15 protein-coding genes are annotated in these 21,485 nt (G+C 73.9%); 14 read left to right on the top strand and 1 reads right to left on the bottom strand.

Annotated elements, in window-relative coordinates; genetic code table 11:
• Positions 1–15: 15 nt before the first annotated feature.
• The 12 genes from ACFYX3_RS12515 to ACFYX3_RS12460 all read left to right on the top strand — a co-directional run bounded on the left by ACFYX3_RS12515 (position 16) and on the right by ACFYX3_RS12460 (position 16,458).
• Positions 16–1,359: an ABC transporter substrate-binding protein gene (locus ACFYX3_RS12515; RefSeq protein WP_389011748.1), complete on the top strand. Its 1,344-nt coding sequence runs from the start codon at positions 16–18 to the stop codon at positions 1,357–1,359.
• Positions 1,360–1,365: 6 nt separating this feature from the next.
• Entirely contained in the window at positions 1,366–2,307 is a 942-nt protein-coding gene (locus ACFYX3_RS12510; RefSeq protein WP_389011745.1) for a carbohydrate ABC transporter permease, read from the top strand.
• Positions 2,308–2,310: 3 nt separating this feature from the next.
• Positions 2,311–3,204: a carbohydrate ABC transporter permease gene (locus ACFYX3_RS12505; protein WP_389011742.1), complete on the top strand. Its 894-nt coding sequence runs from the start codon at positions 2,311–2,313 to the stop codon at positions 3,202–3,204.
• 8 nt (positions 3,205–3,212) lie between these two features.
• The gene (locus ACFYX3_RS12500; protein WP_376590321.1) at positions 3,213–4,478 is read left to right on the top strand and encodes a 6-phospho-beta-glucosidase; all 1,266 of its coding nucleotides are present in this window, start codon (positions 3,213–3,215) and stop codon (positions 4,476–4,478) included.
• Positions 4,469–5,464 (top strand): N-acetylglucosamine kinase, encoded by a 996-nt coding sequence (locus ACFYX3_RS12495; protein WP_389011738.1) that lies wholly within the window; start codon positions 4,469–4,471, stop codon positions 5,462–5,464. The genes ACFYX3_RS12500 and ACFYX3_RS12495 overlap by 10 nt, the downstream gene beginning before the upstream one ends.
• Before the next feature lie 291 nt (positions 5,465–5,755).
• Entirely contained in the window at positions 5,756–7,192 is a 1,437-nt protein-coding gene (locus ACFYX3_RS12490) for a hypothetical protein (RefSeq protein WP_389011735.1), read from the top strand.
• Positions 7,193–7,377: 185 nt separating this feature from the next.
• A complete protein-coding gene (locus ACFYX3_RS12485; RefSeq protein WP_389012375.1) occupies positions 7,378–8,343 on the top strand; it encodes a glutamate ABC transporter substrate-binding protein in 966 nt (321 codons plus the stop codon).
• Between the two features lie 56 nt (positions 8,344–8,399).
• Complete coding sequence (locus ACFYX3_RS12480) at positions 8,400–9,692, top strand: hypothetical protein (RefSeq protein ID WP_382658426.1); 1,293 nt, start codon at positions 8,400–8,402, stop codon at positions 9,690–9,692.
• Between the two features lie 59 nt (positions 9,693–9,751).
• Positions 9,752–12,250 carry a tetratricopeptide repeat protein gene (locus ACFYX3_RS12475; protein WP_389012372.1) on the top strand — a complete coding sequence of 833 codons (2,499 nt, stop codon included), beginning with the start codon at positions 9,752–9,754 and terminating at the stop codon, positions 12,248–12,250.
• A 2-nt stretch (positions 12,251–12,252) separates the two neighbouring features.
• On the top strand, positions 12,253–13,650 hold the full coding sequence (locus tag ACFYX3_RS12470) for a PP2C family serine/threonine-protein phosphatase (protein WP_389011731.1): 1,398 nt from the start codon (positions 12,253–12,255) through the stop codon (positions 13,648–13,650).
• A 64-nt stretch (positions 13,651–13,714) separates the two neighbouring features.
• Positions 13,715–15,034, top strand: a complete 1,320-nt coding sequence (locus tag ACFYX3_RS12465) for a VWA domain-containing protein (RefSeq protein ID WP_389011728.1) — start codon at positions 13,715–13,717, stop codon at positions 15,032–15,034.
• 41 nt (positions 15,035–15,075) lie between these two features.
• On the top strand, positions 15,076–16,458 hold the full coding sequence (locus tag ACFYX3_RS12460; RefSeq protein WP_389011725.1) for an FHA domain-containing protein: 1,383 nt from the start codon (positions 15,076–15,078) through the stop codon (positions 16,456–16,458).
• A 20-nt stretch (positions 16,459–16,478) separates the two neighbouring features.
• Here the strand turns inward: ACFYX3_RS12460 and ACFYX3_RS12455 are convergent, their stop codons facing one another.
• Positions 16,479–17,429: a methyltransferase domain-containing protein gene (locus tag ACFYX3_RS12455; protein WP_389011722.1), complete on the bottom strand. Its 951-nt coding sequence runs from the start codon at positions 17,427–17,429 to the stop codon at positions 16,479–16,481.
• Positions 17,430–17,526: 97 nt separating this feature from the next.
• Here ACFYX3_RS12455 and ACFYX3_RS12450 point away from each other — a divergent pair, with 97 nt between their 5' ends.
• Both ACFYX3_RS12450 and ACFYX3_RS12445 read left to right on the top strand, forming a co-directional pair.
• Complete coding sequence (locus ACFYX3_RS12450; protein ID WP_352026174.1) at positions 17,527–17,931, top strand: globin; 405 nt, start codon at positions 17,527–17,529, stop codon at positions 17,929–17,931.
• A gap of 168 nt (positions 17,932–18,099) precedes the next feature.
• Positions 18,100–21,462: an FtsX-like permease family protein gene (locus ACFYX3_RS12445; protein ID WP_389011719.1), complete on the top strand. Its 3,363-nt coding sequence runs from the start codon at positions 18,100–18,102 to the stop codon at positions 21,460–21,462.
• Positions 21,463–21,485 lie beyond the last annotated feature (23 nt).

Genomic DNA, 21,485 nt, shown 5'->3' with positions numbered 1-21,485 from the left:
CAGGGAGACTCCGTCATGCCCGTACGTCCCCGCCGCACCGCCGCCGCGCTCGCCGCAACCGCCTCGATCGCCCTCTTCGCCTCCGCCTGTACCGGCTCCGCGAACAACGCGGCCACCGACGACCCGAAGGCCGAGACCACCATCACCTTCTGGCACGGCTGGTCGGCGCCCGCCGAGGTCAAGGCGATCGAGGACAACGTCGCCCGCTTCGAGAAGGCCCACCCGAACATCAAGGTGAAGGTCGTCGGCGACATCAACGACGAGAAGCTCGGCCAGGCACTGCGCGCGGGCGGCTCGAACGGGCCGGACGTCGTCTCCTCGTTCACCACCTCGAACGTCGGCAAGTTCTGCTCCTCGGGCGCGCTCGCCGACCTCCAGCCCTTCATAGAGAAGTCGAAGCTCGACCTGGACAAGACCTTCCCGAAGGTCCTCCAGGAGTACACCCGGTTCGAGGGCAGGCGCTGCTCCCTGCCGCTGCTCTCCGACGCGTACGGGCTCTACTACAACAAGGACGCCTTCAGGAAGGCCGGCCTCGACCCCGAGGCCCCGCCGAAGACCTGGTCCGAGTTCGCCATGGTCGCCAAGGCGCTGACGAAGCCCAAGGGCGACTCGTACGAGCAGCTCGGCTTCATGCCGAACTACCTCGGCTACGAGACCGTCGTCGAGCACTACATGTCGCAGTGGGACCACACCTACTTCGACAAGGACGGCAAGTCGAACGTCGCCAAGGACCCGGCCTTCGCCGAGATGATGACGTACCAGAAGTCCCTCGTGGACTCCCTCGGCGGCTTCCAGAAGCTCGACAAGTACCGCACGACCTTCGGTGACGAGTGGGGCACCAAGCACCCCTTCCAGACCGGACAGGTCGCCATGCAGCTGGACGGCGAGTGGCGGCTGAACTTCATCAAGCAGGCCGGGGTCCGCTTCGACGTCGGCGTCGCGCCGCTGCCGGTCGCGGACGACGAGATCGCCGAGTACGGCAAGGGCTACCTCTCCGGCACGATCATGGGCATCGCGCCGCAGAGCAGGAAGCAGAACGCCGCCTGGGAGCTGGTCAAGTACATGACCACGGACACGGACGCCGTGGTGGGCTTCGCCAACGCCATCGGGAACGTGCCCTCCACCTTCGAGGCGCTGAAGTCCCCGAACCTGAAGTTCGACGCCCGCTTCAAGACCTTCCTGGACATCGCCCGGCACCCGCAGTCCACCACCATGGACGGCGCCGTGAACGGCCCCGCCTACCAGGAGACCCTGTCCGACCTCGCCCACAAGTACGAGAGCGGCAAGGTCACCGACCTCAAGAAGGGCCTCGCCGACGCCGCGGCCCAGATCGACCGCGACATCGCCGCGGCGAAGTAGTCCGCCATGACCACGTACACGCTCCGTTCGAAGCACCGGCGCAACGCGCTGCGCACCGCGCTGTTCATGTCGCCCTGGCTGATCGGCTTCGGCTTCTTCTTCGCCTATCCGCTGGTCTCCACGCTGTACTTCTCGTTCATGCGCTACGACGGCCTCAACGCGCCGACGTGGCGGGGCCTGGAGAACTGGACGTACGTCTTCTCCGACATGCCGAAGTTCTGGCCGGCGATGCAGAACACGCTCTGGCTGGCGGTCGTCATGGTGACCTGCCGGGTCGTCTTCGGCCTCGGCGTCGGCATGCTGATCACCAAGATCAAGAGGGGTGCCGGGATCTACCGCACCCTGTTCTACCTGCCGTACCTGGCCCCGCCGGTGGCCGCCACGCTCGCCTTCGTCTTCCTGCTCAACCCCGGCACCGGACCGGTCAACTCGTTCCTGGAGGGGCTCGGCATCCCCGCCCCCTCCTGGTTCAACGACGCGGACTGGGCCAAGCCGGCCCTCACGGTCCTCGCCGTGTGGGGCGTCGGCGACCTCATGGTCATCTTCATGGCCGCGCTGCTCGACGTACCGAAGGAGCAGTACGAGGCCGCCGAGCTGGACGGCGCGTCCCGCTGGCAGCGCTTCCGGTACATCACCCTGCCGAACATCTCGCCGATCGTGCTCTTCGCGGTCGTGACCGGGATCATCGGCGCGATGCAGTACTACACCCAGCCGATCGTGGCCTCCAAGGTCGCCTCGGGGGTGATGGGCGGCTCCGGCGCCCCCTTCCAGCCCGGCTATCCGGACGACTCCACGCTGACGCTCCCGCAGCTGATCTACAGCCTCGGCTTCAACCAGTTCAACTACGGCGCGGCCTGCGTGGTGGCGCTCGTGCTCTTCGCCTTCTCCATGGCCTTCACCGCGCTCCTCATGCGACGGCGCGGCGGCCTGATCGGCTCGGGTGACTGAACCATGACGACCGCAACCGCCGCCGCCTCCCCCGTGAGGGCCGAGGCGAGCCCCGCCGAGAAGCAGGCCCGCCGCAAGGCCCTGCTGCACTGGATCGCCGTGCACGCGCTCGGCATCGCCGCCGCCCTGTTCTTCGTCCTCCCGTTCGTCTTCGTCTTCCTGACCTCCCTGATGAGCGACGATCAGGCGCTCACCCGGGACCTGACGCCGAACTCCTGGCACTGGGACAACTACGTCCGGGTCTTCCAGACGGAGGGCTTCCTGACCTGGTGGAAGAACTCCCTGCTGTACGCGGGGCTCGGCACCGTCCTCGTGGTGGTGTCCTCGATCCCCGTGGCGTACGCGCTCGCGAAGTTCCGCTTCCGCGGCCGCCATCTGTCGCTGCTGCTGGTCATCGCGATGATGATGCTTCCGCCGCAGGTCGTGATCATCCCCATGTACCTGTTCTGGGCGAAGCAGATGGACCTCTCCGGCACGCTGTGGCCGCTGATCATCCCGATGGCCTTCGGCGACGCCTTCGCCATCTTCCTGCTGCGCCAGTTCCTCCTGACGATCCCGAACGAGTACGTCGAGGCGGCGCGGATCGACGGGTGCGGCGAATTCCGCACCCTGGTACGGGTCGTGCTCCCGATGGCGAAGCCCGGCATCGCCGCCGTCGCCCTCTTCCAGTTCTTCTACTGCTGGAACGACTACTTCGGGCCGCAGATCTACGCCTCCGAGAACGCGGCCGCCTGGACGCTCAGTTACGGCCTGGAGTCCTTCAAGGGCGCGCACCACACCGACTGGAATCTGACCATGGCCGCGACCGTCCTGGTCATGGCCCCCGTGATCCTCGTGTTCTTCTTCGCGCAGAAGGCGTTCGTCGAGGGAGTCACACTGACCGGAGTGAAGGGCTGAGTCATCACATGAAGCTCGCTGTCGTGGGGGGCGGGTCCACCTACACCCCCGAACTGATCGACGGATTCGCGCGGCTGCGCGACACCCTGCCCATCACCGAACTCGTCCTCGTCGACCCGGCCGCCGAGCGCCTGGAGCTCGTCGGCGGCCTGGCCCGGCGGATCTTCGCCAAGCAGGGCCACGACGGGAAGGTCGTCACCACGAGCGACCTCGACGCCGGGGTCGAGGGCGCCGACGCCGTCCTGCTCCAGCTGCGGGTCGGCGGACAGGCCGCCCGCGAGCAGGACGAGACCTGGCCTCTGGAGTGCGGCTGCGTCGGCCAGGAGACGACGGGTGCCGGCGGTCTCGCGAAGGCGCTGCGCACGGTACCGGTGGTGCTCGACATCGCCGAGCGGGTCCGCCGCACCAACCCGGACGCCTGGATCATCGACTTCACCAACCCCGTCGGCATCGTGACGCGCGCGCTGCTCCAGGCCGGGCACAAGGCCGTCGGCCTGTGCAACGTGGCCATCGGCTTCCAGCGGAAGTTCGCCAAGCTCCTCGGCGTGGCCCCGTCCGAGGTCCACCTCGACCACGTCGGGCTCAACCACCTGACCTGGGAGCGCTCGGTACGCCTCGGGGGGCCCGAGGGCGAGAACGTGCTGCCCCGGCTGCTCGCCGAGCACGGCGACGCGATCGCCGACGACCTCCGACTGCCGCGCCCGGTCCTGGACCGGCTCGGCGTCGTCCCCTCGTACTACCTGCGGTACTTCTACGCGCACGACGAGGTGGTGCGGGAGCTCGGCACGAAGCCCTCGCGGGCCGCCGAGGTCGCCGCGATGGAGCGGGAGCTCCTGGAGATGTACGGGGACCCGGCGCTCGACGAGAAGCCGGCCCTGCTCGCCAAGCGCGGCGGCGCCTTCTACTCGGAGGCGGCCGTTGACCTGGCGGCTTCCCTGCTCGGCGGGGGTGGATCGCCGTACCAGGTGGTGAACACGTACAACAACGGCACGCTGCCGTTCCTGCCGGACGACGCCGTCATCGAGACGCAGGCGGTGGTCGGCGCGCACGGCGCCACGCCGCTGCCGGTCGCGCCGGTGGACCCGCTGTACGCCGGTCTGGTCGCGAACGTCACCGCGTACGAGGAGCTGGCCCTGGAGGCGGCGCTGCGCGGCGGCCGGGACCGGGTCTTCAAGGCACTGCTCGCGCACCCGCTGGTCGGGCAGTACGCGTACGCCGACGGGCTCACCGACCGGCTGATCGCGCACAACCGGGAGCACCTCGCGTGGGTGTGAACGGGGGGTTGAACGGGGTGCTCCTCGCGATCGACGCGGGGAACAGCAAGACGGACGTCGCGGTGGTCTCGCGGGGCGGGACGGTCCTGGGGGCGGCGCGCGGCGGCGGTTTCCAGCCGCCCGTGGTGGGGGTGGGGACGGCGGTCGACGGGCTCGTGGAGATCGTCGGGAGGGCGTGGGAAGAGGCCGGCGGTGCCGGACTCCCCCCGACGTTCGCGCATGTCACGGCCTGTCTCGCCAATGCCGACCTGCCCGTCGAGGAGGTCGCGCTCCAGACCGAGCTGCTCGGCCGGGCGTTGAGCCGTGACGTGCGGGTGCACAACGACACCTTCGCGATCCTGCGGGCCGGGCTCGACGAGCCGCGGGGCGTGGCCGTGGTGTGCGGGGCGGGGATCAACTGCGTCGGGATGACGCCGGACGGGCGGACCGCGCGCTTCCCGGCGATCGGGAAGATCTCCGGGGACTGGGGCGGGGGCGGCGGACTCGCCGACGAGGCCCTGTGGTTCGCGGCGCGCGCCGAGGACGGGCGGGGCCTGCCCACCGCCCTCGCCGACGCGCTGCCCGCGCACTTCGGCCTGGAGTCGATGTACGCGCTGATCGAGGCGCTGCACCTGGGCCGGGTCACGACGGCGCAGCGGCACGAGCTGACGCCGGTGCTGTTCGCGGTCGCGGCCGGGGGCGATCCGGTGGCGCTCTCGCTGGTGCACCGGCTGGCCGAGGAGGTCGTCGCCATGTCGGCGGTCGCGCTGCGCCGGCTCGGGCTGCACCGCGAGCAGGCGCCGGTGATGCTGGGCGGCAGCGTGCTCGCCGCCCGCCATCCGCAGCTGGAGGAGCGGATCCGTGAACTCCTCGCGGAGCGGGCGCCGAAGGCCGTGATCGGTTTCGTGACGGCGCCGCCGGTCCTCGGCGCCGGGCTGCTCGCCCTGGACGCGGTGGCGGCGGGCCCGGAGGCCAAGGCTCGGCTGCGGGAGCGGTACGAGGGCTGAGAGCGGTGACGCCCCGGGGGCCGTGGGCTCCCGAGGACGGTCGGTACGGGGCGTCTCGTCGTTCGCGGCGGGGCGCCCCGCACGCATGTTCACCTGTTCGAGCGATGGCCGATACGGAACCGATCGCGGCCGGGCGACGTATTCCTTTCGTAGGGGGTTCGCCCGCGGAAGTCCCGTGGGCATGCGGCAGGATAAGAACAAGATCGCGCCATTTCCGGTGTGCAGGTGGGGCCCTGCGGCCATACTGCTCGCCAGGCGAGCGATCGACGTCGAGACCGAGGGGGAGGTCACGTGACACATCCGCATCCGCCGAGCGCGCCGTCCGCCTCGGCCGCGCCGGGAACTGCGCCCGCGCCCGTACGCCCGGGCGGGGTGCCGGCACAGCAGTCGACGGGCGCCGTCCCCGGGCCCCCGCCCGCCGGGCGCGGCGCCTGGGCCGTGGGGCGCGAGCGGCTGCGGGAGGCCGCGACGACCGAGCCCGGCCGGCTGCAGATCCTCGGGGCTGTACTGGCGCTGCTCGTCGTCGCGTTCGGCGCGGTCACCGCCCTGGAGGTCACCGACAGGTCCTCCGCCGCCGACGACGTCGTCAGCCGCAGCCAGCCGCTGAGCGCCGACGCGGCCGCGATCTACCGCTCCCTCGCCGACGCCGACACCACCGCCGCCGCCGGCTTCCTGGCGGGCACCCTGGAGCCCGCCGAGTCCCGCACGCGCTACACCCGGGACATCACCACCGCCTCCCGGCTCCTCGTCAAGGCCGCGGCGAACACGGACGGTTCGTCGGCGTCGGCCCGCGAGATCGCCACCCTCAACGAACAGCTCCCCCGCTACACGGGCCTCATAGAGCGTGCCCGGGCCGCCAACCGGCAGGGCCTGCCGCTCGGCGGCGCCTATCTGCGGTACGCCAACCAGCAGATGACCAGCGCGCTGCTTCCGGCCGCCGAACGGCTGTACGCGGCGGAGGCGGCGCGGCTGCACCGCGACGACGACTCGGCCCGCGCCTGGCCCTACCTGTCGCTGGCGCTCGGTCTGGTCGCGCTCGGCGCCCTCGTCTGGGCCCAGCGCCGCAACTACGCCAGGACCAACCGGGTCTTCAACCAGGGGCTGCTCGCCGCCACCGCCGCCACCGCGGTCGTCCTGCTCTGGCTCGCCGCCGCGCACACCGTGACGCGGACCGAGCTGAACACCGCGCGGGCGCACGGGCAGGAGTCCCTCCAGGTCCTCAACACGGCCCGGATCAGCTCGCTCACCGCCCGCGCCAACGAGAACCTGACCCTCGTCGCCCGGGGCGCCGTCCTCACCGAGGACGGCAAGAGCGACAAGTACGAGGCGGACTACACGGCGAGCATGAGCGCCCTGACGACGGCGCTCGGCCAGGCCCGCGAGCTCGCCGACGACGACGCCGGGCGCGGTCCCGTCGACGACTCCGCGGCGCGCGCGGCGGACTGGCGCGAGCGCCACAAGGACGCCCGCGCGAAGGACGAGGCCGGCGACTACGAGGGCGCCCTGCTCCGGGTCGTGGGCGCCGAGGACTCCACCGGGCAGTCCTTCGACCAGGTCGACGCGGCCCTGGAGCGGGCCCTGGCGCACGAGCAGAACGAGTTCACCCGCTCCGCCGGGAAGGCCAGGGACGCGCTGACCGCGCTTCCGCTCGGCGCGGCGGCCCTCGGGATCCTGGGCGCGGCGGGAGCCGTGCTCGGCATCAACCGCAGACTGTCGGAGTACCGGTGAGAGGGGGCGGGATGCCGAACGGCACGGACCCGCTGGTGCGGACGGCGGCGAGCGGCACGGGCCCCCTGGCCCGGCGCACGCCGGACGGCGCTGGCCCCCTGGTGCGGCGTGTGCCGGACGGCGGCGCGGGCACGCGCGTGCGGCGGGCCGCGCGGCGGTTGCGGGGGTGGGGCGGGGTGGCCGCGATGGCCGTGGCCTGCGCGCTCACCGCGTCCCTCGTCACCCTGCTGCCCCTCGCGTCGCACGGAGGGGACGGCGCGGCGGCCGTGCCCCGGACGGCCGGCCCCGGCGTGGGCACGGGCGTCCAGATCAAGGCCGACACCTGCGAGCACCCCGAGGCCTCCCTCACGCCCTCCTCGGCGGACGGCCCCTCGATCCAGGCGATCAAGAACCGCGGGAAGCTGATCGTCGGCGTCGACCAGTCCAGCTACCGCTGGGGCTACCGGAACCCGGAGAAGGGCGTCCTGGAGGGCTTCGACATCGACCTGGCCCGGGCCATCGCCAAGGACATACTCGGCGACCCGGCGGCGATCATCTTCCGCACGATCCCGACCAACCAGCGGATCACCGCGCTGAACAGCGGCAAGGTCGACCTCGTCGTGCGCACCATGACGATCAACTGCAAGCGGATCGAGCAGGTCGCCTTCTCCACCGCCTACTTCCAGGCCGGGCAGCAGGTCCTGGCGCCCAAGCTCGACAAGGGCATCACCGGCTACGACTCCTCGCTGCGGGGCAAGCGGGTCTGCACCGCCGAGGGTTCCACGGCCTACGACGCGCTGGCGGAGAACTCCTTCGGCGCGATCATCAAGGACGAGGGCGACGGCACCAAGGGCGACCCGGACGTGCTGACCGTGCCCAACCAGCTGGACTGCCTGGTCCGGCTCCAGATGGGCGAGGTCGACGCCGTCGTCACCGACAACGCCCTCGCGGCCGGCCAGGCCGCACAGGACCCGGCGGTCGAGCTGAAGGGCAAGCCGTTCACCCAGGAGTACTACGGGGTGGCGGCCAAGCTGGGCAACGACGACCTGGTGCGCCGGGTCAACCAGGTCCTGGTGGGCTACCGGCAGGGCCCCTGGCAGAAGGCGTACAAGGAGTGGCTGGAGAAGGACCTGCCCGGGATAACCGGGCCGCCGGCCCCGCTGTACAAGTAGCAGCCCCGTACCCGCCCCCACGGGCAACCCAGTACACGAAGCGGAAGAGGTGACCGATGGGCGTCACGGGACCCCCCGGGCCGGTGATGGACCGGGACGAGGTGGACCGTGCGCTGGCGCGCCTCGGCGCCGAGCACAAGGCGGTCGAGGACTCGCTCCTCGCGCTCCAGGACCACGCGGGCCGCAGGCTGCTCGAAGGGGCCGAGCTGACCGGCACGACCCGGGACCGGTGGGCGGCCGCCGAGCGGACCATCACCCTGCTCTGGACCTGCTTCGACGTGTACACCGGCGCCCTGCGGGACGCCCGTGAGCTGCGGGCGCGACGCCGTTGGCCCGGCCGGGAGGAGCTCGTGGAGCTGACCGACCGGCTGCGCGGCGACACCGTGCTCGTCCCGGGCGGGGCCGCCGAGGGCGCGCTGCTCACCGAGCGGTTCAGCCTGGAGGGTCTCGTCCGGCGGATGAACGAGCTGTACGCCTCCTCGCTCGACCTGGTCGTCACCGCCGACGCCGTCTGGTCGGCACTGCCCGCCCGGATAGACCTGCTCGCGGCCGAGCTCGGCCGGACGCGTTCCCTTGCGCACTCGGTCGGCGTGCGGCCCGGGGAGCACCCGGCCGGGGACGAGCTGGAGGCGATCACGGCCGAGCTGACCGCGCTGCGTTCCCAGGTCGTGACGGACCCGCTGGCGTTCTGGCGCCCTGCGGCGGGGAGTTCGGCGCCCGGCGGCGGCCGCCCCGACACCGAGCGGTACGACCGGGCCGCCCTGGCCCTGGAGGACGTCCGGCGGGAGATCGAGGCGGTCCTCGCGGTCCGGCAGGACTCCGAGGACCGGCTGCTGCGGCTGCGGGACGTGCTCTCGCGGGCGGACCGGACGCTCGCCGAGGCGCGGTCGGCGCGCGGCGAGGTCCTCGCGAAGATCGCCGCCTCCGAGGTGCCGGCCGTCAGCGGGCCGCCGATCGTGCTCCAGGAGCGGCTCGCGGCCGCCGCCGAGTACCGCAGGCACGCCCAGTGGCACCGGCTCTCCCCGCTCCTGGAGTCCCTGGAGCGGGAGGCGGAGGACGAACTCCTCCGGGCCCGCGAGTCGTTGACGGCGGTGACCGCGCCGCTCGCGGTCCGGGCCGAGCTGCGCGGCCGGCTCGACGCGTACAAGGCGAAGGCGGCGCGGCTCGGCGCGGCGGAGGACCCGCTGCTCGTCGAGCGGTACGACGCGGCGCGCCGGATGCTGTGGAGCGCGCCCTGCGATCTGCGGGTCGCCGAGCAGGCGGTGCTGCGCTACCAGCAGGCGGTCGCGGACGTGCTGTCCGGGCCGCGGGACACGAGGGACGCGGGAGACACGGGAGGACAGTGGTGAGCGGGGAGACGGGCGTGGTGAGCTGTCAGCGTCCTTCGTGCGAGGGCTCGTACGAGGACATGGGAGGCGGCGAGCTGTACTGCGACACCTGCGGGCTCGCCCCGGTCGTCGCGCCCGGGGGGATGCTGAGCTCGACGCCGACCGGGATGGCCGTGCCCGGCAAGGGGACGAGCGGCGTCGGCGGGTCGGACTCCGGCTCCTCGCGGAGCAGCTCCCGCGCCTCCTCGCGGGCCTCGTCGCGCTCCTCGACCTCGCGCCGTTCGGTCTCCGGCCGGCTCTCGCGCTCGCTCTCCGGCGCCTCCACGGGCCGCTCGGTGTCGGTGCGCAGCTCGGGCTCGTCGAGCGGGCAGTCCGCCCGGAACCGGCTGGGCGCAGGGCTGGTGACGATCCCCGAGGTGCCGCGCCCGGACCCGCGGGCCGCGGTGATGGAGAACGCCGAGGTTCCCGAGCGGAAGCGTTTCTGCTCCCGCTCGGACTGCGGGGCCCCGGTGGGCCGCTCGCGGGGCGACCGGCCGGGCCGCACGGAGGGCTTCTGCACCACGTGCGGGCACCCGTACTCCTTCGTGCCGAAGCTGCGCGCCGGGGACATCGTCCACGGCCAGTACGAGGTCGCGGGCTGCCTCGCGCACGGCGGGCTCGGCTGGATCTACCTCGCCGTCGACCGGGCCGTCTCCGACCGGTGGGTGGTCCTCAAGGGCCTGCTCGACACCGGCGACCAGGACGCCATGGCCGCGGCGATCTCCGAGCGCCGCTTCCTCGCCGAGATCGAGCACTCCAACATCGTCCGCATCTACAACTTCGTCGAGCACCTCGACCAGCGCACCGGCTCCATGGACGGCTACATCGTCATGGAGTACGTCGGCGGCAAGTCGCTCAAGGAGATCGCCAACGACCGGCGCACGCCCGACGGCCGCCGCGACCCGCTGCCGGTCGAACAGGCCTGCGCGTACGGGATCGAGGCCCTGGAGGCGCTCGGTCACCTGCACAGCAGGAATCTGCTGTACTGCGACTTCAAGGTCGACAACGCCATACAGACCGAGGACCAGCTGAAGCTCATCGACATGGGCGCGGTCCGCAGGATGGACGACGACGAGTCCGCGATCTACGGCACGGTCGGCTACCAGGCGCCGGAGGTGGCCGAGGTCGGCCCGTCGGTGGCGAGCGACCTGTACACGGTGGCCCGCACGCTCGCCGTGATGACCTTCGACTTCCAGGGCTACACGAACGTCTTCGTGGACTCGCTGCCCGACCCGGAGCACATCGAGGTCTTCCGGACGTACGAGTCGTACTACCGCTTCCTCGTCCGCGCCACCGACCCGGACCCGGCCCGCCGGTTCGCCTCCGCGCAGGAGATGGCGGAGCAGCTGACGGGCGTGCTGCGCGAGGTCGTGGCGCTCCAGTCGGGGCGGCCCCGGCCGGCGCTGTCGACGCTGTTCGGCACGGAGGTCCGGGTCACGGACACGGCACTGTTCGCCGAGCTCACGGAGGACGTGTCGCTGCTCGGCGCCCGCCGGGGCGGCAGGAAGCGGCGGGAGGCGGCTGCCACCGGGGCGCTGCCGCCGGGGGCGGTTCCGGGTCAGGCGCTGCCCGCCGGGGTGTCCTCGCTCGCCGGGCCCGGGCTCGGCTCGCTGCTCGCGCCGCTCGACGCGCCCGCCACCGCGCTCGCGCTGCCCGTGCCGCGCGTCGACACGAGCGACCCCAACGCCGGTTTCCTCGCCGGTCTCGCGGCCGCCGCCCCCGGAGAACTGCTCGGGGCGCTCCAGGGCGCGCCCGCCCCCTCCGCCGAGCTGCGGCTGCGCACCCTGCGGGCCCAGCTGGAGCTGGGCGACCTGCCCGCCGCCGCGCGGACCCTCGCCGGCCTGGAGGAGCGGGACCCGGACGACTGGCGGATCGTCTGGTACCGGGGCGTCGCCTCCCTGGTGACCGGGGACCACGAGCACGCGGCCCTCGCCTTCGACGCGGTCTACGACGCCTTCCCCGGCGAGCCGGCGCCGAAGCTGGCCCTCGGGATCTGCGCCGAGGTCCTAGGCCAGCTGGACAACGCCGCCGAGTACTACCGCCTGGTGTGGGCCACGGACCCCAGCTTCGTCAGCGCGGCCTTCGGACTCGCCCGGGTGCGGCTCGCGGCGGGCGACCGCGGTGGAGCCGTACAGGCCCTGGAGTCCGTACCGGAGGCGTCGATCCACTACACGGCGGCGCGGGTCGCGGCCGTGCGGGCGCGGCTGCGGCGGCGTCCGGCGCACGAGCAGCTCGGCGCCGATCTGACGGCAGCCGCGGCGCAGGTCTCCGCGCTCCAGGGCTTCGGTCTCGACGCGGTGCGCCGGGAGCGGTTGTCGACGGAGGTGCTCGGGACGGCCCTCGACTGGGTACTCTCCGGGAGTCCCGGTGCGGCACCGGGCGGCGGCGCGCTGCTGCTCGGCAGTGAACTGGACGAGCGCGGACTGCGCTTCGGCCTCGAACGCTCGTACCGGGTGCTGGCCCGGCTCGCCCAGCGGGGCGAGGAGAGGATCGAACTGGTGGAGCGGGCCAACCGCTTCCGCCCCCGGACGTGGGTGTGAGGATGTCCCAGAAGCCGAAGCCGTCGCACGGACTCGCCGCCTGCCCGGGCTGCGCGGAGCCTCTGGAGTCGGGTGACCGGTTCTGCGGGGCGTGCGGCTACGACCTGTCGGCCGTGCCCGCCGCCGAGGGCGGTGCCGACCGACCGACCGTGGCGATCGTGACCCCCGTGGCCTGGCCGGACGCCCCGCCCCGCGATCCCGGTTCGCTCTCGACCATGACCCAGCACCCGGGCGACCTTCCGGGCACCGACTCCGGCGGCCGCGACCTGCCGACGATGGAGGTCCGCACGGACGGCCCGGTGCCGGGCTCCCCCGCACCCGGCACCCCCGCACCCGGTACCGCCGCGCCCGTCGGATCCCCCACGCCCGACGGCGACTTCGAGCTGGCCGCGCCCGATCCCCGTACGGCCGTACGGGCCGACCCGGCACCGGCACCGGCCGCCGCGACGCCCACGGCCCCCGCCACCGCTCCCGCCGCCGCGCTCTGCGTGGCCTGCCGGGCCGGGCGGGTGGACACCGACGGGTACTGCGAGAACTGCGGGCACGCCCAGCCGCGCGAGCGCGACCACACGGAGCGGGAGCTCTCCGGCGTCGCCGCCGTCAGCGACCGCGGGCTGCGCCACCACCGCAACGAGGACGCGTTCGCCGTCGCGTCGACCACCCTGCCCGACGGCTCTCCCGCCACCCTCGCGATCGTCTGCGACGGCGTCTCCTCGGCGACCCGCCCCGACGAGGCCTCCGCCGCCGCCGCCGAGGCCGCCGGCGCCTCGCTGCTCGCCGCGCTGCCCCGGGGCACGCACCCGCAGCAGGCGATGCACGAGGCGATCGTGGCCGCCGCCGAGGCCGTCAACTCCCTTGCGGAGGAGCCCGGTCAGGACGGCGCGGAGCACGACCCGCACCGCCACCGCAACGCTCCGGCCTGCACCATCGTCGGCTCCGTCGTCACCTCGGGCCTGCTCGTCGTGGGCTGGGTCGGCGACAGCCGCGCCTACTGGGTGCCGGACGACCGCAGCGCCCCGCCGGCCCGGCTCACCGAGGACGACTCGTGGGCGGCGCAGATGGTCGCGGCGGGCCTGATGAACGAGGCCGAGGCGTACGCGGACGAGCGCGCCCACGCGATCACCGGCTGGCTCGGCGCCGACTCGTACGAACTGGACCCGCACACGGCCGCGTTCAAGCCGGACCGTTCCGGTGTGGTGGTGGTCTGCACGGACGGCCTGTGGAACTACGCGGAGGCCGCGGAGGACATGGCCCGGGTCGTCCCGGCGGACGCGGCGGACCGGCTGCTGCACGGCGCCCAGGTCCTGGTCGGCCACGCCCTGGACGGCGGAGGCCACGACAACATCACGGTCGCGCTCGTCCCGTTCACCGGACAGCCCCTTGGGGCAGGATCCGCCTGAGAACGGTCGCCGATCCCCGTCCCCTTCACCGTTGTTGCGTCTGTCGCGTAGGAGCCGAAAACAGATGGCGAACTTCTCCAAGTCGACCGTGCCCCAGTTCTCGGTGGACGTCTACCAGAACGAGTTCCTGCCGGAGGGCGGCCGGGACGTCAGCGCGATCGTCACGGTCACCTCGACCGGGGGCGGCACCACCGGCGGGTTCGCGGGCGGCGGGCCGGCCGGTGTCGTGATCATGGTCGACTGCTCCGGCTCGATGGACTACCCCGCGACCAAGATGCGCGGCGCCCGGGAGGCGACCGCCGCCGCCGTCGACACCCTGCGCGACGGCACGTACTTCGCCGTCGTCGCCGGGACGCACGTCGCGAAGGAGGTCTACCCGGGGAACGGCGGCCTCGCCGTCGCCGACGCCCGGACCCGCGCCGAGGCCAAGGAGGCGCTGCGCCGGCTCTCCGCGGGCGGCGGCACGGCGATCGGCACCTGGCTGCGCCTCGCGGACCGGCTGCTCTCCACCGCCGCGCTCACCATCCGGCACGGCATCCTGCTCACCGACGGCCGCAACGAGCACGAGTCGCCGGAGGAGCTGCGGGCCGCGCTCGACGCCTGCGCGGGCCGGTTCACCTGCGACGCGCGCGGGGTCGGCACCGACTGGGAGGTCAAGGAGGTCACCGGGATCGCCTCGGCGCTCCTCGGCACCGCCGACATCGTCGCCGACCCGGCCGGGCTCGCCGCCGACTTCACGGCGATGATGGAGCACGCGATGGGCAAGGGCGTGGCGGACGTCTCGCTGCGCCTGTGGACCCCGGTGGGCGTCGAGATCATGTTCGTGAAGCAGGTGGCGCCGGCCGTCGAGGACCTGACCGGGCGGCGCACCGAGGCCGGGCCGCGCGCCGGGGACTACCCGACGGGCTCGTGGGGCGACGAGTCCCGCGACTACCACGTGAGCGTGCGGGTCCCGCAGGCCGCGGTCGGCCAGGAGATGCTGGCCGCCCGGGTCTCCCTGCTCGCCCCGGACCCGGCGGGCGGCGATCCCCGCCCGCTGTCCCAAGGACTGGTACGGGCGGTGTGGACGGACGACCTCGCGATGTCGACGTCGATCAACCCGCAGGTCGCGCACTACACGGGCCAGGCCGAGCTGGCGGACGTCATCCAGCAGGGTCTGGATGCCCGCAAATCGGGCGATCGCGACGGCGCGACGGCCAAACTGGGCCGTGCCGTGCAGCTCGCGGCGGCCTCCGGCAACGCGGATACCGCGAAACTGCTTTCGAAGGTGGTCGACGTCGTCGATGCGGCGACCGGTACTGTGCGTTTGAAGGCGAAGGTCGCGGAAGCGGACGAGATGACACTCGAGACCCGCTCCACCAAGACCGTTCGCGTCAAGAGGTAGCCCGGCCACCGGGCCGGACGACGAGAGGGGGAAGCACCGACATGCCGACCTGCCCGAACGGACACCAGTCGGTCTCCGACGACTGGTGCGAGGTCTGCGGCCATCGCATGGCCGGGGCGGGTGCGCCGACGGGTGCCGTACCGCCGCCTCCCCCGCCGCCGCCCCCCGCGTACGGATACCCGGGCCCCGCCGGTCCCGGCCAGCCCGGTCCCGGCCAGCCCGGCCCCGGCCAGCCCCCGATGGGCCCGCCGCCGGGCGCTCCGGGCGGCTTCGGCCCCGGAGGCCCGGGTGCTCCCGGCGCCCCCGCCGCTCCCGGTGGTTTCGGCCCCGGTGGCGACCCGAACGCCACCGCCCAGGCGGAGCTGTGCCCGCAGTGCCGTACGCCGCGCGAGCCCATGGCGCCGTTCTGCGAGGAGTGCCGCTGGAACTTCCTCACGAACACGGCCACCTCGTACACGCCGCTGGCCCCGCACAACGCCCCGCCGCAGCAGCCCGGGCCGCCGCCCGGCCTGAACCTGCCGCCGGGCTTCCAGTCCCCGCCGCCCGGGCCGCCGCAGCAGCAGCCCCCGCAGCAGCCGGACCCGTTCGGCTATCAGGGCTCGCGGCCCTCGCAGGTGAACCGGCCGGCCGAGCCGCTGGGCGCCGAGCCCACGCACCACCAGGCCCCGCCGCAGCGCCCGGCGGCGCAGCAGCAGCAGCCGGCCCCGCCCGCGTACGTCCAGGCCCCGGCCCAGGCCCCCGCTCCGCCCGCGCCGCCGCAGCCGCGCGCGGACGACGACTGGGTCCTGTCGCCGCCGTCGCAGCACCAGCCGCCCCAGGCTCCGCCCGCCCCGCCGCAGCACCATGCCCCGCAGGCACCGCCGCACCAGGCGCCGCCGCACCAGGCACCGCCGCCTCCGCAGCAGCACCAGCCCCCGCAGCCTCCGCCGTACCAGGGGCAGCAGCCGCACCAGGGGCCCCCGCCGCACCAGGGGCAGCAGCCTCCTCAGCAGTTCCAGCCGCCGAGGCCGCAGCAGCCGCTGACCTGGACCGCGGTCATCGGTCCCGACCGTGAGTACTTCATGGCGATGATGCAGCGCAGCGGCCCGGAGGCGACGGGCCTGAACCTGCCCGCGTACTCGCCGGACAAGCACGTGCCGCTCCAGGGCAACCAGGTCTCCATCGGGCGCCGTCGGCACTCCACCGGCGAGTCCCCCGACATCGACCTGTCGGTGCCGCCGGAGGACCCGGGCGTCTCGCACCAGCACGCCGTGCTGGTGCAGCAGCCGGACGGCTCGTGGGCGGTGGTGGACCAGAACTCCACCAACGGCACCACGGTCAACGGCGGCGAGGAGCCGATCCAGCCCTACGTCCCCGTCCAGCTCCAGGACGGCGACCGGGTGCACGTCGGCGCCTGGACCACGATCACGATCCGGCTCGGCTAGGCGACAGCCGGGCGCCGGCCTCAGCCCAGGGGCCAGGCGTACGGCCCTCCCGGGTCGTCCAGCCAGGCCCACTGCCGCCCGCCGCTGACCGTCACCCCGAAGCGCTCCCGCCCCGGCCGCCGCTCGCGCAGCCAGAGCGAGAGCGCTTCGCGTCGGTCGAGGGCCCCGCCGACCAGGCCCCACAGGAAGAGGAAACGCTCGTGCCCGGAAGGGCCCGGGTACGGGTTGTCCCGCTCCGGGGTCTGGGCGGCGACGCCGCGGAGCGCCACGAAGTACGCGGAGGTCGCGAGGAAGCGTCCCTCCGCGTGCTCGGCGTCGCGCACCCGCAGCAGGATCAGCCCGGTGGAGAGCGGGGCGAGCACGAGCGCGCCGGGCCGGCACTGGGCGAGCCAGGAGTACGGCACGGAGGGCACCGCGCAGGTCGCGACGATCCGGTCGTACGGGGCGTGCTCGGGGCAGCCGCGGGCACCGTCGGCGGCGAGCACCGCGGGCCGGTACCCGGCGGCGGCGAGATGGGTCCGGGCGGACTCGGCGATCTCCTCGTCCAGGTCGACGGTGGTGACGTGCTCCTCGCCGAGGCGGTGGCAGAGCAGGGCCGCGTGGTAGCCGCTGCCCGCGCCGATCTCCAGGACGTCGTGCCCGTCGCGCACGTCCAGGGCGTCGAGCATCAGGGCCATCAGGGAGGGCTGGCTGGCGGAGGAGACCAGTGCCCCGTCCCGTATCCGGGTGGCGATCGCCGTGTCCGCGTACGCCCCGCGCAGCCAGCGGTCCCGCCGCTCCGGCTCGGGGGCGCCGGACCAGAGCCGCTCGTAGCCGCCGGCCGCGGAGACGTAGTAGTACGGGACGAAGAGATGGCGCGGCACCTCGGCGAAGGCCGCCCGCCAGGCGGGGTCGGCGAGCAGGCCGTCCGCTTCGATCTCCCGCACGAGCGCGCGCCGCTCCCGCGCGCCGGCCTCGGCGAACTCGTCCATGCCTCCACTCTCCCGCCCTCCGGGGTCCCGGGCGAGCGGCCGTACGGGCGGTCCTAAGCCTCCGGTCCTCGGCCGGGGCATCTGAGACGATGGAACGGTGAACGAGATTCCCGGGGAAACAGTGCAGGAGCAGACCTTCTACGAGCAGGTCGGCGGCGAGGAGACGTTCCGCCGCCTGGTCCACCGCTTCTACGAGGGCGTCGCGGCCGACCCGCTGCTGCGCCCGATGTACCCCGAGGAGGACCTCGGCCCGGCCGAGGAGCGCCTCGCCCTCTTCCTGATGCAGTACTGGGGCGGCCCCCGCACCTACAGCGACCACCGGGGCCATCCCCGCCTCCGCATGCGCCACGCGCCGTTCACCGTGGACCAGGCCGCGCACGACGCCTGGCTGCGCCACATGCGCGACGCCCTCGACTCCCTCGGCCTCGCGCCGGAGCACGAGAGCGAGCTGTGGCGGTACCTGACGTACGCGGCGGCCTCGATGGTGAACACCGCGCACTAGAACGGCGCGAACCGGCAGGCCACGGGCCGGTTGCACGGACTGAAACGTTCCGGACACGGAACGCCGATTAACGGTCACGATCCCATCAAGGTCCGCGTGCAAGCGGTTACCAGCGACGTGTGCCCTCTGAAAGCATCCGAGGAAACTTCAGCGGGTCCAGGGGGACGGGTGACGGGGTTCGTATTTCTGCGCGTCAGGGCACACCGGCTGCTGCTCGCGGCGGCGCTGCTCGCCGTGCTCCTGACGACCTCGGTGCTCGCCACCCTCGCCGCCTTCTCCGGCGCGATCGGGGACGCCGCGCTCCAGGCCGGGCTGCGCGGCCGGTCCGCGGCCGCCGCCTCGCTGCTCGTCAGCGGGCAGGTGCCGGCCGCGAAGCGGGCCAGTGCCGAGGCCGCCGTCCAGGAAGGGGTGCGGAAGACCTTCGACGGGCTTCCGGTGACCGTCAGCCGGCTCGAACGCTCCGGGCCGTACGCGCTGCCCCGCTCGCTCCAGCCGGCCGCCGCCCGCAAGGGCGACCCCGACCTGACGCACTTCGCCGCCCTCGACCGCTCGCGGCTCTCGCTCGTCAAGGGCGCCTGGCCCTCGCCCGCCCGGGCCGGGGGCGTGGTCGAGACGGCGCTGCCCGAGGAGGCCGCCCGGCGCCTCAAGGTCTCCCCCGGAACCGTGCTCGACCTCACCGACCGGCTCACCGACCGGAAGGTGAAGGCCCGGATCACCGGCGTCTACCGGCCCGTCGACACCGCCGACCTGTACTGGCAGCTGGATCCGGCGGGCGGCCGGGGCGTGCGGACCATCGCGTTCACGACGTACGGGCCGCTGTTCGTCGACCCGGCCGTCCTCGGCTCCGGGGCACTGAGCCGCGGCGACACCTACTGGCTCGGCTCCGCCGACTTCACCGGCTTCACCACGGACCGGATGGACGCCCTGCGGACCGCGGCGACCGAGGCCCCGAAGGCGCTGGCCGGCGCGACCGACGCGTTCGGGACGACGATCTCCGTGGCGACCGCGCTGCCGACCGTCCTGGACCAGACCCGGCGGGCGCTGCTCGTCTCCCGCTCCACCCTCCTGATCGTCGCCGTGCAGCTGGTGCTGCTCGCCGCGTACGCGTTGCTGCTCGTCGCCCGGCTGCTCAGCACCGAGCGCTCCGGCGAGACGGCCCTGCTGCGGGCCCGCGGCGGTTCGCGGCGCCGGATCGCCGGGCTCGCCGCCGCCGAGGCACTGCTGCTCGCGCTGCCCGCCGCGGTCGTCGCCCCGCTCCTCTCCGGCCCGCTGACCCGGCTCTTCGCCGACCGGTCGGCGCTCTCCTCGCTCGGCGTGCACCTCGACACCTCGCCCTCGCTCACGGTGTGGCTGGTCGCCGCCGTGGTCGCCCTGTGCTGCGCGGCGGCCGTCGTCGCCCCCGCGCTCGCCGCCGGAGACGGCTCCGTCGTCTCGCTGCGCAAGGGCCGCTCGGCATCGCTGCCCGGCCCGGTGCGCGCCGGCGCCGACCTCGGCCTCCTGGCCATCGCCGCCGTCGCGTACTGGCAGCTCCAGCGCCCCTCCTCCACGGGCGGCACCCTCGGCGCGGACGAGGCCGGCGGCGGCTCCGTCGACCCGGTGCTCGTCGCCGCGCCCGCCCTCGCGCTGCTCGCCGGCACCGTCCTGACGCTGCGTCTGCTGCCGCCCGCCGCCAAGCTGGCCGAGCGGCGCGCGGCCGGCGGGCGCGGACTCTCCGCCGCCCTCGCGGGCTGGCAGTTCAGCCGCCGTCCCCTGCGCGGCGCGGGCCCCGTCCTCCTCCTCGTCCTCGCCGTGGCGATGGGCATGCTGGCCATCGGGCAGAGCGGTTCCTGGGAGCGCTCGCAGCGCGACCAGGCCGACTTCCGCGTCGGTACGGACATCCGGGTGCTGAGCGCCGGGCCCGGCGAGCCGACGCAGACCGAGCGGCTCGCCGCCATCCCGGGCGTCCGGGCCGTGGCGCCGGTGCACCGGGCCTCCATGGACGTGTCCGGGAAGAACGCCGCCGTCCTCGCCGTCGACACCCGCAACGCCGGCGGACTGCTGCTGCGCCCCGACCTCTCGGGCGTCCCCGCCCCGTCGCTGCTCGCCCCGCTGACCCCCAAGTCCGGCACCGGGACCGGTCTCCCGCTGCCCGCCGGGACCCGCACCCTCACCGTCGACCTGCGGACCACCGCGCCCGCCGGCACGCCCGAGACGCAGGTCGGTGCCGTCCTCCAGGACCCGACCGGCATCCCGTACCGGCACGTCGTGGGAACGCTGCCCTCCGACAACCGCACGCACCGGCTGAGCCTCGACCTCGGCGCCATGACCGCCGTGCCCGGCTCCGACGGGGCCCGGGGCTCCGGCGGCCTCCTCGCCCTCGTCGGTCTGGAGTTCACCGGCGCGGTCGCCGACGGCGCGGACCACACCCAGACCCTCCGCATCGAGCGCTTCACCACGACCGGGGCCGACGGCGCCACGAAGACGCACGACCCCGCGCAGGTCCTCACCCCCTGGGCCTCCGCCTTCGAGCTGGCCAGCGGCAACGACGGAACGACCAGCGGCCACGCGATCGGACGTGCCGACAGCGCGGGACCCGGCGGCCGCCCGGCCCCGTACTCCGTCTCGTTCGCCGTCACCGGCTCGCCCGTCGGCAAGTCCTACCGGGGGCCCTCGGACTTCACCCTGCAGATGAACGCCCCCGCCCCGAAGGCCCCGACACGGCTGTCGGCCGTGGCCACCGAGACCTTCATGGCGGCGGCCGGAGCCAAGCGCGGCGACCTGATCGAGGTCGACCTCGGCGGCGAGCAGATCGACGTCACCGTCGACCGGGTGGTCGAGCAGCTGCCGACCACCGGGCCCGGCGCCCGCACCGCCTCCGCCGCCGGTGCCGTCACCGCCCCCGAGGACGGCGGCGCGATCCTCCTCGACCTGGCCGCGGTCAACCAGTACCTCGCGTCCGCCTCCGACGGACTCTCGACCCTGCCGCCCGGCGAGTGGTGGCTGACCGTCGCCCCCGGCCACCTGGACGAGGTCGCGAAGACCCTGCGCGCCCGGTCCGAGGCGGACCCCGGCCAGGTCCTCGTACGCGACGAGGTCGCCGCCGAACTCCTCGGCGACCCGCTCGGCGCGGGCCCCAACGCCGCCCTGATGGCGGTCGCCGCGGCCGCCGCCGCGCTCGCCGCCGTCGGCTTCGGCGTCGGCTCGGCCGGCGCGATGCGGGAACGGTCCGCCGAGTTCGGCGTGCTGCGGGCGCTCGGCGCGCCGCAGCGCAAGCTGGCCCGGCTGATCGCCGCCGAACAGGGGCTGCTCATCGGCATCGGACTGCTCGTCGGCATCGGGCTCGGCACCGTCCTGGCCCGGGCCGTCGTCCCGCTCGTCGTCCTCACCGGCCAGGCGGCCCGGCCCGTCCCGCCGGTACTCGTCGAACTGCCCCTCGGCCAGGTGGCGCTGCTGCTCGCCGGCGTCGCCACGCTGCCGCTCGCCATCGTCGCCGCGATCGCCCTGCGCCGCACGGACCCGGTCGTGACCCTGCGCCACCAGGGGGAGAACTGATGGCGCCCACGGCCCCCGAGGGG

It is taken from the genome of Streptomyces sp. NPDC002463, from assembly GCF_042889835.1.
GTDB lineage: Bacteria > Actinomycetota > Actinomycetes > Streptomycetales > Streptomycetaceae > Streptomyces > Streptomyces nymphaeiformis.
The sequence above is the reverse complement of the archived record's forward strand: the minus strand, read 5'-3'. Positions and strand labels throughout refer to the sequence as shown.

What these genes read in the sequence shown, in the direction of transcription:
- ACFYX3_RS12455 (WP_389011722.1), bottom strand. Translation starts at nt 17,429, where the DNA reads ATGGACGAGTTCGCCGAGGCCGGCGCGCGGGAGCGGCGCGCGCTCGTG.
- ACFYX3_RS12475 (WP_389012372.1), top strand. Translation starts at nt 9,752, where the DNA reads ATGGGAGGCGGCGAGCTGTACTGCGACACCTGCGGGCTCGCCCCGGTC.
- ACFYX3_RS12500 (WP_376590321.1), top strand. Translation starts at nt 3,213, where the DNA reads ATGAAGCTCGCTGTCGTGGGGGGCGGGTCCACCTACACCCCCGAACTG.
- ACFYX3_RS12510 (WP_389011745.1), top strand. Translation starts at nt 1,366, where the DNA reads ATGACCACGTACACGCTCCGTTCGAAGCACCGGCGCAACGCGCTGCGC.
- ACFYX3_RS12465 (WP_389011728.1), top strand. Translation starts at nt 13,715, where the DNA reads ATGGCGAACTTCTCCAAGTCGACCGTGCCCCAGTTCTCGGTGGACGTC.
- ACFYX3_RS12470 (WP_389011731.1), top strand. Translation starts at nt 12,253, where the DNA reads ATGTCCCAGAAGCCGAAGCCGTCGCACGGACTCGCCGCCTGCCCGGGC.
- ACFYX3_RS12485 (WP_389012375.1), top strand. Translation starts at nt 7,378, where the DNA reads ATGGCCGTGGCCTGCGCGCTCACCGCGTCCCTCGTCACCCTGCTGCCC.
- ACFYX3_RS12515 (WP_389011748.1), top strand. Translation starts at nt 16, where the DNA reads ATGCCCGTACGTCCCCGCCGCACCGCCGCCGCGCTCGCCGCAACCGCC.
- ACFYX3_RS12505 (WP_389011742.1), top strand. Translation starts at nt 2,311, where the DNA reads ATGACGACCGCAACCGCCGCCGCCTCCCCCGTGAGGGCCGAGGCGAGC.
- ACFYX3_RS12460 (WP_389011725.1), top strand. Translation starts at nt 15,076, where the DNA reads ATGCCGACCTGCCCGAACGGACACCAGTCGGTCTCCGACGACTGGTGC.
- ACFYX3_RS12480 (WP_382658426.1), top strand. Translation starts at nt 8,400, where the DNA reads ATGGGCGTCACGGGACCCCCCGGGCCGGTGATGGACCGGGACGAGGTG.